10 protein-coding genes and 1 pseudogene are annotated in these 14,211 nt (G+C 70.6%); 1 reads left to right on the top strand and 10 read right to left on the bottom strand.

Annotated features, from left to right (window positions below):
• Positions 1 to 4 precede the first annotated feature (4 nt).
• Both secA and SFY69_00845 read right to left on the bottom strand, forming a co-directional pair.
• Positions 5 to 4,051, bottom strand: a complete 4,047-nt coding sequence (gene secA, locus SFY69_00850; protein ID MDX2130582.1) for a preprotein translocase subunit SecA — start codon at positions 4,049 to 4,051, stop codon at positions 5 to 7.
• Between the two features lie 147 nt (positions 4,052 to 4,198).
• Positions 4,199 to 4,597: a hypothetical protein gene (locus tag SFY69_00845; protein ID MDX2130581.1), complete on the bottom strand. Its 399-nt coding sequence runs from the start codon at positions 4,595 to 4,597 to the stop codon at positions 4,199 to 4,201.
• Positions 4,598 to 4,792: 195 nt separating this feature from the next.
• Between SFY69_00845 and SFY69_00840 the strand changes: the two are divergent.
• Positions 4,793 to 5,128: pseudogene (locus SFY69_00840) on the top strand (vitamin B12-dependent ribonucleotide reductase).
• Between the two features lie 20 nt (positions 5,129 to 5,148).
• Here the strand turns inward: SFY69_00840 and SFY69_00835 are convergent.
• From SFY69_00835 to flhA, 8 genes are all read right to left on the bottom strand, one after another.
• The gene (locus tag SFY69_00835) at positions 5,149 to 6,105 is read right to left on the bottom strand and encodes a type II secretion system protein (protein MDX2130580.1); all 957 of its coding nucleotides are present in this window, start codon (positions 6,103 to 6,105) and stop codon (positions 5,149 to 5,151) included.
• A gap of 67 nt (positions 6,106 to 6,172) precedes the next feature.
• Entirely contained in the window at positions 6,173 to 7,471 is a 1,299-nt protein-coding gene (locus SFY69_00830; protein ID MDX2130579.1) for a hypothetical protein, read from the bottom strand.
• A 9-nt stretch (positions 7,472 to 7,480) separates the two neighbouring features.
• Positions 7,481 to 7,957 carry a 2-amino-4-hydroxy-6-hydroxymethyldihydropteridine diphosphokinase gene (gene folK / locus SFY69_00825; GenBank protein ID MDX2130578.1) on the bottom strand — a complete coding sequence of 159 codons (477 nt, stop codon included), beginning with the start codon at positions 7,955 to 7,957 and terminating at the stop codon, positions 7,481 to 7,483.
• A gap of 25 nt (positions 7,958 to 7,982) precedes the next feature.
• The gene (locus SFY69_00820; GenBank protein ID MDX2130577.1) at positions 7,983 to 8,846 is read right to left on the bottom strand and encodes a FliA/WhiG family RNA polymerase sigma factor; all 864 of its coding nucleotides are present in this window, start codon (positions 8,844 to 8,846) and stop codon (positions 7,983 to 7,985) included.
• A gap of 201 nt (positions 8,847 to 9,047) precedes the next feature.
• Complete coding sequence (locus SFY69_00815; GenBank protein MDX2130576.1) at positions 9,048 to 9,368, bottom strand: hypothetical protein; 321 nt, start codon at positions 9,366 to 9,368, stop codon at positions 9,048 to 9,050.
• A 139-nt stretch (positions 9,369 to 9,507) separates the two neighbouring features.
• Complete coding sequence (locus tag SFY69_00810; protein ID MDX2130575.1) at positions 9,508 to 10,335, bottom strand: AAA family ATPase; 828 nt, start codon at positions 10,333 to 10,335, stop codon at positions 9,508 to 9,510.
• 209 nt (positions 10,336 to 10,544) lie between these two features.
• Positions 10,545 to 11,885, bottom strand: coding sequence for a flagellar biosynthesis protein FlhF (gene flhF / locus SFY69_00805; protein ID MDX2130574.1), 1,341 nt, complete (start codon positions 11,883 to 11,885; stop codon positions 10,545 to 10,547).
• 88 nt (positions 11,886 to 11,973) lie between these two features.
• Positions 11,974 to 14,085 carry a flagellar biosynthesis protein FlhA gene (flhA, locus tag SFY69_00800; protein ID MDX2130573.1) on the bottom strand — a complete coding sequence of 704 codons (2,112 nt, stop codon included), beginning with the start codon at positions 14,083 to 14,085 and terminating at the stop codon, positions 11,974 to 11,976.
• Positions 14,086 to 14,211 lie beyond the last annotated feature (126 nt).

The following is a 14,211-nucleotide window of genomic DNA, read 5'->3' as shown; positions in this document are numbered from 1 at the left end:
GAGGTTACGCCAGCCCGCCGCCCTGCCCCGCACCCTGGCCGGCCGGCGGCTGGCCGGGCGGTCGGGCGGGGGCGGCCATGGGGAATCCAGGACCGACGATGCCCCCGGCCATGGCCGGCGCGGCGACGGCGGCCCGCGGGAGGGGCGCCGGGCCCACGGGCGCGGGACGGGCGGGCGGCGGCGGGGCCTGCATCTCGAGGCGGGCCTTGAAGATGTACTCGGTGATGCGGGCGCGGACGGTCTCCATCATCCCCTGGAACAACTGCGAGCCCTCGCGCTTGAACTCGATGCGCGGGTCCTGCTGCGATACCGCGCGGAAGTTGATCGTGTCGCGGAGCTGGTCCATCGCGTACAGGTGGTCCTTCCACGACGTATCGAGCGTCTCGAGCAGCACGGCCCGCTCAAACTGCAGCAGTTCGGCCCGCAGGATGCTCTCGACGCGCGCCCGGATCGCGTTCACGCGTTCGTCGCCCTTAAGGTAGCGGAGCGTGTCGGGCATCGCCGCGGCGTACCGATCGCGCAGGTGCGCCTCGAGCGCCTCGTCGGTCGCGCACGCCTGGGCCTCGGCGATCGCCTTGTCGAGCCTGCCCTGGTCGACGAACGCGCGGGAGAGCTCGAGGAGCCCCTCGCGGAAGCGCGCCGGGGGCGTGCGTCGGACTTCCTCGGGCGTGAAGGATGCGCCGAAACGCCGGTTCGCCCAGGCGACCAGGTGCGCGAGCGCAGCGCCGGGGTCCTGACGCATCTGCATCTGCGTCATCTGCATGGCGAAGTCGACGGGGTACTCGACCTCGCGGGCGCGGTACATCTCCTCGACGCGCTTCATGAGCATGTCGGTGACGGAGACACCGGTGTCCGACGCCACCTTGTGCGTGCGGACGATCTCGTCGGCGGTGACGTCGAAGTCGAGCTTGTCCTTGACCCACTCGGCCAGGCGCTGGGCGCCGAAGTTCGGCACGACGAAGGCGGCGAGCCCGGAGAGGTCGGCGCTCTGGATGACGCGTTCGGCCGCGGCGACGAGGCGGTTCTCCACGCTGGCCCGCTCGCGGGCGGAGCCGGAGCGCAGATCGTCGGGGTTGATGTCGACCCCGAAGCGGTTCCTGGCCCAGCGGACCAGGCCCTGGGCGTCGAAGTCGACGCGCGCCTCGGACTCTTCCTCGGGCAGATACTCGCCCAGCGTGAGGGCGATGGACTGGCGCGCCTCGTAGAGGGCCTCGTCGACGATCGCCATCTCCATCTGCACGAGCTCCTTGCCCCGCAGGCGTTCGGGCGTGATGGAGCACTCGAGCTTCGCCTTCGCGAACTCGGCGGCGGAGACGAAGGGGAAGTCGGGGTCGAGGTACTCGTCGACGGCGTTGTCGACGGTGGACTTGATGAAGTCGAAGATCAGCCCGCGGACGTCGCGTCCTTCGATCACGCGCTGGCGCATGCCGTAGAACGCCTGGCGCTGGTGCTCCATCACCTCGTCGTACTCGAGCACGTTCTTGCGGTGGTGGAAGTTGCGTTCTTCGACCTTCTTCTGGGCGTTGGCGACGCTCTTGCTGAGCATGGGGTGCTCGATGGCGTCGCCCTCCTTCATGCCCAGGCGCGCGAGGATCTTCATGGTCGTCTCGCCCGCGAACATCTTCATGAGGTCGTCTTCGAGCGAGACGAAGAAGCGGCTGGAGCCGTTGTCGCCCTGGCGCCCCGAGCGTCCCCGCAGCTGGTTGTCGATGCGCCGCGCCTCGTGGCGTTCGGTGCCGATGACGTGCAGCCCGCCCATGTCCTCGATGGAGCCGAACCAGCGGATGCGGTGCAGCAGGAACCGCCCGGTGCTGTCGAGCGCGTCGAGCAGCTCCTCGCGCGGGGCCTGGGCGATCTGCTTCTCCGTGAGCCACGTGTACTTCGCGGCCCAGTGGCGCAGCAGCGCGAGCTCGAGCTCGGCGAAGGGCATGGTCTCGGTGTCGCGCTTCTGGACGTCGAGCTCCTTCGACGCGATCTTGCGGTACACGCCCTCGCGGAGCTGGTCGTCGTCGGACTCGGCGGTGACGGTGCGCGGCGCGATGCCGCGCCGCAGGTAGTGGTCGAGCAGCGTGGCGCGGGAGACCGGCCCGAGCTTGATGTCCGTGCCGCGACCGGCCATGTTCGTCGCGATCATGACGGCCCCGAGCTGGCCCGCGTTCTCCACGATGTGCGCCTCGCGCTCGTGCTGCTTGGCGTTGAGCACCTCGTGGTGGATCGCGTGCTTCTGCGTCAGCATGCGGCTGAGCATCTCGCTCTTCTCGACGCTCGTGGTGCCCACCAGGATGGGACGCCCCGCGTCGTGGAAGTACTTGATCTCGTCGACGATCGCCCCCCACTTGTCCTTGGCCGAGAGGTAAACCAGGTCGTCGAAGTCGCGACGCACGACCTTCTTGTTCGTGGGGATGGCCACGACGTCGAGCTTGTAGATGTCGTGAAACTCCTGGGCCTCGGTGTCCGCCGTGCCCGTCATGCCGGCGAGTCGCTTGTACATCTTGAAGAAGTTCTGGATCGTCACCGTCGCGACGGTCTGCGTCTCCTGCTTGATCGGCACCGCCTCCTTGCACTCCACCGCCTGGTGGAGCCCGTCGGACCACTGACGCCCGATCATCGGGCGTCCGGTGTTCACGTCCACGATCACGACGTTCTGCGTCGGGCGCCCGGTCATCGGGTCCTGGCCCGGCATGACGACGTAGTCGCGGTCGCGTTCGTACACCGTGTGGGCGCGGAGCGACTGCTCGAGCAGGTGCGGGAGGTCGAGGTTCTCGTCGACGTAGAAGGAGCCGATCCCCGCGGCCCGCTGCGCCTCGCTGATCCCGTCGTGCGTGAGCTGCGCGCTCTTGCGCTCCAGCTTCAGTTCGTAGTACTGCACATGGCGGGCGCGCTCCTTCTCGAGCGCGGGCAGGTCGGCCTTCGCCGCCGCGAGCTGCTCCTGGATCTTGGGCACCTGCGCGCGATCTCGCGACTGGCGGATGTCCCCCTCCAGCCCCTTGATGCGCATCATGCACTTCTGGACCTTCTCGTCGGCCTCGTTCCAGGCGCGCTGCTTGTCCACCAGGTGGCGCGCCAGGCGATCCGCGAGGTCGTAGCGGGGCTGGTCGTCGTGCGCCTGCCCGGAGATGATCAGGGGCGTGCGGGCCTCGTCGATCAGGATCGAGTCCACCTCGTCCACGATCGCGAAGTCGCGCCGGCGCTGCACCTGCTGGTCGGCGCTGCGCTTCATGTTGTCGCGGAGGTAGTCGAAGCCGAACTCGCTCGTCGTGCCGTACACCACGTCGCAGCGGTACATCACCCGCTTCATCCCCTCGTCCTGCATGTGCTGCGGGTGGATCGCGCCCACCGTCATGCCCAGCGCGTGGAAGAACGGGAACGTCCAGTCGCGGTCGCGCTGCACGAGATAGTCGTTCACCGTGACGACGTGCACCTTCATCCGCTCGACCGCGGCCATGTAGCACGCCAGCGGGCCCACGATCGTCTTGCCCTCGCCCGTCTTCATCTCGGCGATCTTGCCCTGGCACAGCACCATGCCGCCGATCAGCTGCACGTCGAAGGGGCGCGCGCGGAACGGCGGGCGGCTCTCGGGGTAGAGCTCACGCACCGCCTCGTACAACGCCGCGGGGATCTCCACCTGCATCCACCCGGGCACGGGCTCGGCGCACCCCTGCCACTCGCCCGTCGGTGGGGCCGGCGGGGTCGCATCGGCCTTCGCCCGCGTCTCGGCGTAGACGCCCCGGAGCGCCTCGGGCAGGCGCGACGGATCGAACGCGTGGCGCGGGTTGAAGATGTTGCGGATGCCCACGGCCCGGTCCATCGCCTCCCGCGCGACGGCGAACGCCTCGGCCATCACCGCGTCGGGAGACTCGCCCTTGTCCACCCGCCCGCGGAACTCCTCCAGTTTGGCGCGGATCTGCGCGTCGGTCAGCGCGCGGGTCTTCTGCTCCAGCGCGTTGATCTCGCCGACGCGCTGCGTGTACTTCTTGACGAATCGATCGTTGCGGGTGCCGATGATCCGGTTCAGGAGCGGACCGATCAGCGGGATGCCTTGCTCTGCCATGGTGGGTGCTCGCGATGCTGGGCCGCCCGAATCGGGCGACGGGACCGGGCGCGCGGCGGGCGGCTTGTGGCCCGGGGGCGCGCGTACCTGCGTGCGGTGCGGAAAATCAGGGTGGTCAGGCCGCCCGATCGACGGGCGGCCCGGGCGTCAGGCGACGCGCGCCGGCGGCGGCAGGTCGAGCAGTTCGAGGCGCGGGCGCAGGATGCCCGCGGAAACTTCGGCCCGGGCCGGGATCGACACCGGCCCTTCGTCCGTTCGAGGCGCGCGGGCGATGGTCCGCTCGGGGCCACGCGATTCCGCGCGCCGCCCGGGCGCGGCGGGACGGGCACGGACGTGCACCGGCGCCAGCCGCCCCACGTGCGCGGCGACGCGCGTGTCGTCGGTGGTGCGCAGGGTGGGCGAGACGTCGACCGGGCGCAGCGTGAACGCGACCACCAGGAGGAGCGTGACCCCCCCGAGCGGCCAGGCGGCCATCGAGCGTGCGTTCGTCGTCTGTCGGCCCACGTAGATCATTCCCATCGGCCAGCGCCCCGGATGTGCGTGCACCGAGGCTCAGGATTTCTACTGTAGCCCGTTCGCACGCCGAACCACCCGCGCCCACCTTCACATCGGATATTGGACCTGCGGGCGTGGGGCTGTCCGATATTGACCCGGCACAGGCGCGGAAGGCCGGGCTACCGTCCGCGCGTGACGAGCGTTCCCGACCAGCCCGCCGGGGAGTCTGAACCGATGGTCGCGACGCGCCAGGCGCTGCCCGTTACCCGTCAGTCGCTCACGCACAAGTTCTCGATCGCGCGGCACGAGGGCTACCTCACGATCGGGCTCTACCCCGACGGCCGCCCGGGCGAGATCTTCATCAAGATGGCGAAGGAAGGCTCGACCATCTCCGGGATGTGCCAGGCCTTCTGCCGCGCTTTCAGCCTGGCGCTGCAGTTCGGGCTGTCGGTCGAGGAAGCCGTCGCGCGGTTCAAGGGGATGCGGTTCGAGCCGATGGGCCCGACGGCGAACCCGGACATCCCGGAGGCCGCGTCGATCGTCGACTACGTCGCGCGCTACCTGGAACTGCACTACGCCTCGCGCCCGCGCCGCTGACGCGGTCAATCGACGTACGGGGTGATCGCCGCCCCGCTCGACGGCAGGTAGAACACGTCGCCGTACACCTTGAGGCACGCGTTGTTGCCGAACTCGATGAACTGGTCGCCCACGGGCTGGCCGTTCACCGGGTCTTCGTTCACGAACACGTTGTCGAAGTGGGTGCGCTGCCCGTTGATGTTCGAGCGGTACGTGACGGGCAACTGCTCTGCGTCGGGAGTGCTGAAGAACATGACGCGCCCGTCGTTGAAGGCGACGTTGCCCTCCCAGAGGTGCTTGGACCCGTAGATGCGCAGGCGGTTGCTGGTGTCGCCGGAGGCCCCGGGCGTCAGCCGCCACGCGCCGGGCGTGCCGTCGTACGACGGGCCCCGGTTGGCCATCACGGCCTGCCGCGAGTCGAACGTGGAGCGCCAGGTTCCGGCCCGCTCGCCGAACGGGGGCGTGTGGGCGTAGCTGAGGTTGCCGTTGACGCCGCCGTCGCGCCGCCCGCCCGCGCCGGTGCCGGTGGCGCCGATCTCGCCCGGGTAGCCGGCAAAGCCGGGGTCCCACATCGCGGCGACGGGGTTGGCCGCCAGCCCGGGGAAGGAGTACTCGTACCGGGTGTCCTTGACGATGCGGGGGTTGATCTCGGCGGGGCTCACGAGCAGATCGACCGGCGTGAAGCCGTTGAAGACCATGACGGAGAAGATGTTGCCCGTGTTGTTCTTGACACCCGCGGGGTATGGGCCGGGGTCGACGGTCTGGTTTCCCCGGTCGAGTTCGCTGGGAAGCGGATAGGTGTCGCCATGGTTGCCGCCCCAGATGACCATGCCCTGCACAAGGCTGCGGATGTTCGCGGCGTCCTTGATCTGCCGCGCCGCCTCGCGGGCCTTGCCCAGCGAGGGAAGCAGGATGCTGATGAGTACCCCGATGATGGCGATAACCACCAGGAGTTCAATGAGGGTGAAGGCTCGGCGCGTCATGCGTATCGGAGTCTAACGCACCGCGGGGCGATCGGTTGCGGCGAATCCGCCGGTCTGGTCTCGTCCGCTAGCGGGAGGGGGTCATGTCGTCGATGGCGGCCTTGACCTCGTCCGCGGCGGCGTCGGCGGCGAGCGCCCCGGGCCCGATCGACGCCGCGCCCCGCAGGGTCTGCTCCTCGTCGATCAGCACGACCACGCCGGGCGCCCCGCGTTCGAACCGGTCGAGCAGCGCCTGCCCGGCGCTCGACCAGGCGACGTCCAGGCCGATGCCCTCCCACCGCGACGCCAGCAGCCGCGCCTCCTCGGGGCGGAACTGGTCGAGCGCGAACACCCCCACGGGGCGGACGAGCAATCGGGGCACGCGCGCCTCGCCGGCCAGGCGGCGCTTGTCCAGCGAACGCTTGACGTTCTGCAGGGCCGTCACCGCGGCGAGCGCACCGTCTTCCATCCCCGGCGCATCCACCTTGTACAGCACCAACGCCGCCAGCAGCGGGCCCTCCCCCGCCTCGACCGGGTTGGCCCCCAGCGCGTGCAGAGCATCGACCACACCCCAGGGCGTCAGGTCGGAGGCCATCAACCCCAGGCCGACGGCCTTAGCGCCCGGAGACAGTTCGGCCGGCGCCGGACGCAGGGCGCTCAGCGACGCCACACGCGTCCGCGATCCGATGGTGATCCCCCACGCCCCGTCGGCCGAGGTCTCGCGTACACCGATCTCCAGCGCGAGTGACCGCTCTCGCAGCATGCCCACGACGTGGCGCAGGCGGCCGGTCTGCGCGTCGAGCGTCAGTTCGACCGGGCCCGCCGGCGTGCGGCCGTGCAACGTGATCGTGCCGGGTGGTTCGGAACGCGCCGCCCGCTCGAACGTCACGATGCCCAGCGGCGGGACCGCGACCTCCACGGGCGCGTCGGCCCCGGATGGCTCGGCGCCCCGCGCTTCGGGCGCCGGGGTTTCGCCGATGGCCCACTCGATCAGCGGGAGCGGGAGGTCGGGCAGCACCGCCGCGATCGACGCCGGCGTGAGCGGGTCGGCGACCGGGGCCTCGAAGTACGCGTCGGGGTTTCTGGGAGAGACGGCCCGCAGCACGCCCCCCGAGGCCTCGACGTGCAGCGATCGCCCGAGTCGCAGCACGACGCGGCGCGGGCGGGCGTCGCCGCCACGGTCGGTCAGGAGTTCGACGCGGCTCACGCGCTCGCGCCCCTCGGGCGTGTAGGCGCGCACGACGAGCTCGTGCGCGCGCGGTGCTTCGCGCAGCGCCAGGATCATGTTCCGAAGCAGTTCGGCCGGGCCCGGCTCGGACGGCTGCGCCCGGCAGATCGCGGGGAAGAGACAAGCCAGCAGCAGGGCGAGCGTTCGAAGGCGGCGCATCGCGCCATCCTACGCGGGAGGTTCCGCCCGGCGCAGCGCGTCGCGGAGGTCTCGCACCGTGCGCGATCGACCGACCATCCAGTCCGGGGCGATCTCGGCCAGGGGTTCGAGCACGAAGAGGCGCTCGTGCAGGCGCGGGTGGGGCAGGGTCAGGCCGTCTTCGTCCATTGTGACGTCGTCGTACAGGAGCAGGTCGAGGTCCAGCGTGCGCGAACCCCACCGCTGCTCGCGCGTGCGGTCGCGCCCCAGCGATCGCTCGATCTCGAGCAGGCGCTCGAGCAGGGCGAGAGGTGTGCGGGCGGTCTCGATGATGCACGCCGCGTTGAGGAACCGCCCCTCCGCCACGCCCCCAACGGGCTCGGTCTCGATGAACGCGGAGGTGGCGAGCAGGCGGTCGGCCGACGCGAGCAGCGTGAGCGCCGCCTCGAGCGCGGCGCGCCTGTCGCCGAGGTTCGAGCCCAGCGCGACGGCGGCGCGGTGGATCATCGGGAGAAGCGTAGCCGGGGGTGCGCTATTCGACGGGCTCGAGCTCGCGCATCCGGTGCTGCATCTGCGCCTTGAGGCGCGCGAGGATGCTGCTGTGCATCTGGCTCACGCGGCTCTCCGACAGGTCAAGCGTCGCGCCGATCTCCTTCATCGTCATGCCCTCGTAGTAGTAGAGGATCACGATGAGGCGTTCGGCGCGGCTCAGGCCCTTGGTGATGAGCTCGCGCAGGTCGCGGCGCTGCACGTCGATCAGCGGGTTGCTCTGCGTCTCGTCGCGGATGACGTCGATCTCGCGGACCTCGCGCCCGCCGTCGGAGGGGAAGGTGCGCTGCGTGAGGCTGCGGGTCGAGACGGCCGACGAATCGCGCTTGAGCTTGTCGAACTCCTCGCCCGAGACGTTGAGGCGTGCGGCGACCTGTTCGTCGGTCGCGGGCTCGCCGGTCGCCTTCTCGATCATCTGACGGGCCTGCTCGACCTTGCCCGAGCGGTGGCGCACCAGGCGGGGCACCCAGTCCATCGAGCGCAGTTCGTCGAGCATCGCGCCGCGGACGCGCGACGCGCAGTATGTCTCGAACTTCACCTTCTTCTCGAGGTCGAAGGCGTCGATCGCGTCCATCAGCCCGAAAATGCCCGCCGACATGAGGTCCTCGATGTCGACCTCGTCGGGCAGGCGCGTGTGCAGGCGCTCGGCGTTGTAGCGCACGAGGTGGAGGTACTTCTCCACGAGGTAGTTCCTCGTGGGCTCGTCGGGGCGTTCCTTGTACTGCAGCCAGATGTCGTTCACCGACATCGTGTCCAGCGGGGACGAGGCTCCGGATGGTTCGGCGTGACGGGCGGAGTAGCGCCCACCGGATCGAAGGCTCGTGCGCGATGACTTCAGGCTCGACATACCAGGTCGCTCCTTGACCTACCGGAGTGCGGCGCGAATGGCCCCGCGAACTCCGTCGTGCACGCCGCGTGCGGCGTCACGCTCGCTCGGGCACGCCCACGAAGAGCCGCGCCCGTGATGCTCGTCGGGCGTCATCCTTGACGCCGACGGCGGAAGTATGACCACACGGCGTCGCGTCTGCAAGGGCTCCACCCCACAGATTCACGACTTTTTCGCGTTCTCCACACCGATCGACTCCGGGGCTTCATCCACGACGACAACAGGTTCGGGCCCGCTCGCGCCGGCCATGCCGCCCACGCTGGGGATGGGATTGCTCGCGCGGTACTGCGCCACGTGCTCGCGCGCGACGCGCGAGAGGACGCTCCCCACGCCCATGCCCACGACGTAGCAGGCGAACATCGCCAGCAGTGCACGCGCAAGAACCGTGGTCGCGGGAATGTCCGCGCTCAGCCCCGCGACGACAGCGACAGCAAAGCCCGCGAGGGCGAGAATCGCGCTGGTGATGCTCGGATCGCTCCGCACCTCTCGGCAGACTCCCTCGCGGCGTCGACGCCGCGAACACTCCCCTCACCGCTGTCCATCGGCCGCCCGACGACGCGCCTGAGGTGATTCCCGCGTGTTTTCGAGCCCGTGAAGACGGGCCGCGCGAGGGATGCCGTCTTTATGAGCGGAACATTCCGAACAAACCCCGTCCCGCGGGTCGCACAACCTTCGACTCGAGGTTGAGCGTCCGCGCGACGCGTCCCGCCAGATCGCCGACATCGCGGCTTGCTCTCGCACGCGGCGTGCCAATCAACAGCGGACGCCGGGCGCGGACAGCATCTTCCACCGCGTCGTCGCGGCGCACGATGCCCACGAGCGGGAGGGGGAAGCCCAGGAACTTCTTGCAGGTGGCGGCGAGGCGCTGGTGCACGTGCAGGGCCTCGGCGTCGCCCGTGACCTCGTTCACCACCAGCGCGAACACCGGGGGCTCGGTCGACTGCGCACGCACACACTTCATGAGGGCGTAGGCGTCCGCGATGGACGTCGGTTCGGGCGTCGCGACCACCAGCACCAGGTCGGCCGCCCGGACGAACGTGCTGACGGCGTCGTGGATGCCCGCGCCGGTGTCGATGAGGATGACGTCGCTCTCGCGCTCGAGATCGGCCAGTCCGTCGAGGAGGATCCGCCGGGCGTCATCGCCCAGCGAGGCGATGCGCGCCACGCCGACCGAGCCGGGGACCAGGCGGAACCCCCCCGGGGCGGGCACGGCGATCTGGTCCATCGAGCGCGCGACGCCCGGCTCGCGGTCGCAGAGCGCGTCGACCCGGGTGGTCGGGCTCATGCCGCACAGCACGTCGGCGTTCGCCAGGCCCAGGTCGGCGTCGACCAGGCTGACGCGACATCCGCGGCGGGTGAGCGCAATTGACAGATTGACGCTGAGCGTGGTCTTGCCGACGCCGCCCTTGCCGGACGTGATGGCAACGACCGGAATACGAACCTCGCGCACGGGGCGTGCACGGGACTCGGGCGGGGATGGCGCGGGCGCCAGAGCACCGGCGCGCGGTCCCGTGCGCTCGGCCCACGTGACAAGATGAACCCCCGGCCCCTGCAGCGACGAAACCATGGCCCGCAAGCGCGAGGCCTGGTCGCGATGTTCTGATGTTGCACCCGCGGTCATGCCAACCCACCCCCGCCTGCGACTTGCGTCGCCCACCCCTACCGCCCGCCGGACATGGACCCGCCCGCGAAGCCCCGCGGCCCGTCGAGCATCATCGCCGCCATGCGCGCGGACGAGGCAAGCTCGATCTGGTCGGGAACTTCCTGGCCCGTCGTGATGTAGCTCACGCGTAGATTGGCACCCCTGATCAGGCGTGCGATCGGGGCGAACTGTACCGCCTCGTCCACCTTCGTGACAACCAGGCGGTCGGCGCCCAGCGGGGCGAACGCGTCGCGCGCGCGTTCGAGCACCCGCTCGCTGGCGCCCGCCGAGAGCACCAGGTGCGTCTCGTGGGGCTGGGCCGCGTGCACCGAACGGCGCAGTTCGTCGAGGCGGTCGCCGTCGTGCTGGCTGCGGCCGGGGGTGTCCAGGATGATGACGTCCAAGTCGCGCATAGCGTCGCAGGCGTCGGCGACATCGCGTGGCGCGAGCGCCACGCGCAGCGGGATGGCGATGATGGACGCGTAGGTGCGGAGCTGCTCGACCGCGGCGATGCGGTAGGTGTCGCAGGTGATGAGCCCCACGCGGGCCCCACCACGCAGCTTGTACCACGCCGCGAGTTTGGCGATCGTCGTGGTCTTGCCCACGCCCGTGGGGCCGATGAGCCCGATGGTGAGCGGTCGCCCGTCGGGCTGTCGTCCGGGCGGGGTGGCGCGCCCCACGGCGGGAACGAGCGCTTCGAGCCGCTTGAGGACGGCGGCCCGGAGCACGCGCGCGTCCGCGGCCGACGCGCCGGCGCTGCGACGGGCGTCTTCGAGCACCTCTCGCGCGAGCGCGTGCCCCAAGCCTTCGTCGATGAGCAGGGCTTCGAGATCGGCGCCCGGGCCCACGAGCGCGGGGAAATCGCCCGCGTCCTTCGCCAGCACGCGTCCGACCATGGACTTGATCGACGCGAGATCATCGCGGAGCGATCGCAGGTCGTCGGGGTCCTCGCGAGGCAGGGGCGAGGGCGCCCGGGCCGGCTCGGCCGGGGGCGGTGCGTCCACGCGGACGGGTCGGGCCGGAGCGAGGGGCGGGGCCGGACGCACGTCGCCGCCGGCGAAGCGGGTGGGGATGAACTCGTCGGCCGCGATGACGCCCACGGGCGCTGGCGTGGCGGGGCCGCGCAGGGTGGTCGGTGCGGCGGCCCGAACGGTGGCCGGTGCGGCCGCTGGTGCCGCGTTGGGCTGGGGCATGGCGTCGGAAGCGATGATCTCGACGACCTGGCGGCCTCCGACGCCGAGCACAGCGCCGGCCTTGTAGACCCGCGTGCGGATGATGACCGCGTGCGGGCCGATGTCCCGCTTCACATCGGCGAGCGCCTGCGCCATCGTGCCTGCTGTGAAGGTCTTCAGCTTCATGCTCGCCGTCCCTGGCGACCGAGCCCGCGCTCCGGCGGGATCCCCTCGCATGGGGAGAATAGCAGTTTTTCACGTCGTGCGAGCGACATCACGCCGCCGCGACGCTTCGCGCGTCTTCCGACGGGGGCATGACGAGCGCCACGGACTCCACGTCGACGCCCGGCACGATCTCGTTGAACCCCAGCACTGTGACCGTCGGGATGGTCGGCTCCACCAGTTGGCGGACGACCGCGCGGACCTGCGGCGAGGACACCACGACGGGCGCGTGCCCCTGGGCCGTTGCCTGGCGGAGGGCGCGGGCGATCTGCTCGCCGATGCGGGCGGCCATGCGGGGGGGCATGGAGACGCTCGTCCCGCCCGCGCCGCGGTCGATGCACGCGTTGATCTGGTCTTCCAGCGTCGGGTCGAGCGTCACGCAGACGAGCTTGGGTGTATCGCCGGGCGCGCCCGCGAGCGCGTGCTGGTGGCAGATGGTGCGCCGCAGCGCGTTGCGGACGTACTCGGTGAGCACGTCGAGGTCCTTGGTCTTGGCGCCCCAGTCGGCGAGCGTCTCGAGGATGGTCTCGAGGTCGCGGATCGGCACGCGCTCGCGCAGCAGGTTCTGCAGGATCTTCTGGAGGTCGCCGGGCTTCACGACGCCCGGCACGGTCTCTTCCACCAGTTTCGGGGCCGCGCCCTTGAGCTGCTCGAGGAGGTTGGCGACCTCGTCGCGGGTGAGCAGTTCGTCGGCGTGGGAGCGCACGATCTCGGCAAGGTGCGTGCCGAGCACGCTGGAGGGATCGACGACGGTGTAGTTCATGGCCTCGGCGCGCGGGCGCAGGGCGGGGTCGATCCAGAAGGCGTCGAGCCCGAACGCGGGCTCCTTGGTCTTCTCGCCGTCGAGGTGCCCGCTGGCGAGCCCGGAGTCCATGGCCAGCATCTTGCCGGGGCGGGTGTGCCCCTTCGCGACGGTGTTGCCGCGGATGCGGACGCGGTAGTCGTTCGCGCCCAGCTGCATGTTGTCGCGGATGCGCACGGGGGGCATCACGAGCCCGAGCTCGACCGCGAGTTGGCGCCGGATGGCGGTGATGCGGTCGAGCAGGTCCCCGCCCTGCGTCGAGTCCACCAGCGGCACCAGGCCGTAGCCGACCTCGAGCTCCAGCACGTCCACCTTGAGCAGTTGCTCGACGGGCGGGGGCTCGGGGGGTGCCGCGGCCGCCCCGGCGGCGGCTTCCGCGCTCGCGGACGCGGGCTTGGCGGCCCGGCGCATGGCCCAGGCGACGCCCCCCAGCAGCGCGGCGGTCGCGAGGAGCGGGGCCGTCGGGAGCGGGGTGAGCGCCAGAAGCCCCAGGAACGCGGCGGTGATCACCAGGCCGCGCGGCTGGCTGATGACCTGGTCCGCGACCTCGTCGCCGAGCTGCGCCTTGCTGCCCGAGCGCGTGACGATGAGCGCCGAGGCGATCGAGATGACAAAGGCGGGGATCTGGCTCGTGAGCCCGTCACCGATCGTGAGGATGGTGAACGTCTCGGCGGTCTGGGCGGCGTCCCACCGGCGGCTGATGATGCCCACCGCGAACCCGCCGGCGATGTTGATCGCGGTGATGATGATGCCCGCGATCGCGTCGCCCCGCACGAACTTGCTGGCGCCGTCCATCGCGCCGAAGAAGTCCGCCTCCTGCGAGATCCGGTCCCGGCGCACGCGGGCCTCGGCCTCGTCGATCACGCCGGCGTTGACGTCCGCGTCGATCGCCATCTGCTTGCCGGGCATCGCGTCCAGGGTGAAGCGGGCCGCGACCTCGCTGATGCGCGTCGCGCCCTTGGTGATCACGACGAACTGCACGATCACCAGGATCAGGAAGATGACGATGCCCACGAACAGCGAACTCCCCGCGACGAACTGCCCGAAGGCCATGATGACGTGCCCCGCGACGCTGGCGGCCTGCTCGGGCGACGAGGCGTCGGCCGTCAGGATCAGGCGCGTGCTGGCGATGTTGAGCACGAGCCGGAAGAGCGTCGTCGCCAGCAGCAGCGACGGGAACACGCTGAAGTCCAGCGGGTGATCCATGTAGATGGTGGTGAGCAGGATGATCACGGACAGGCTGATGTTCAGGCAGATCAGCACGTCCATCACCACGGGCGGCAGCGGGACAAGCAGCACCCCCATCATCAGGATGAACGCCACGGGCACGACGTACCCGCGCGCGCCGTGGATCCGCCGCATCCACTCGGGCAGGACCGTCGGCGTCGCCGGCGCGGGGCGTGCGGCCGGGGCGGCGGGCGGCGCCGGGCGCGGCGTGGGCGCGCCGTTCGGTGCCGCCTTTCGCTGTCCTCCGCCCTTGGCCACCCG

This window comes from Planctomycetota bacterium, from assembly GCA_033763975.1.
Lineage (GTDB): Bacteria > Planctomycetota > Phycisphaerae > Phycisphaerales > UBA1924 > RI-211.
This window is presented reverse-complemented; position numbering and strand designations above follow the sequence as displayed.

Bases quoted from the DNA above. Each gene is read 5' to 3' on its own strand.
- secA (MDX2130582.1), bottom strand. From the start codon at position 4,051: ATGGCAGAGCAAGGCATCCCGCTGATCGGTCCGCTCCTGAACCGGATC.
- SFY69_00835 (MDX2130580.1), bottom strand. From the start codon at position 6,105: ATGACGCGCCGAGCCTTCACCCTCATTGAACTCCTGGTGGTTATCGCC.
- SFY69_00830 (MDX2130579.1), bottom strand. From the start codon at position 7,471: ATGCGCCGCCTTCGAACGCTCGCCCTGCTGCTGGCTTGTCTCTTCCCC.
- folK (MDX2130578.1), bottom strand. From the start codon at position 7,957: ATGATCCACCGCGCCGCCGTCGCGCTGGGCTCGAACCTCGGCGACAGG.
- SFY69_00820 (MDX2130577.1), bottom strand. From the start codon at position 8,846: ATGTCGAGCCTGAAGTCATCGCGCACGAGCCTTCGATCCGGTGGGCGC.
- flhF (MDX2130574.1), bottom strand. From the start codon at position 11,885: ATGAAGCTGAAGACCTTCACAGCAGGCACGATGGCGCAGGCGCTCGCC.
- flhA (MDX2130573.1), bottom strand. From the start codon at position 14,085: ATGCGGCGGATCCACGGCGCGCGCGGGTACGTCGTGCCCGTGGCGTTC.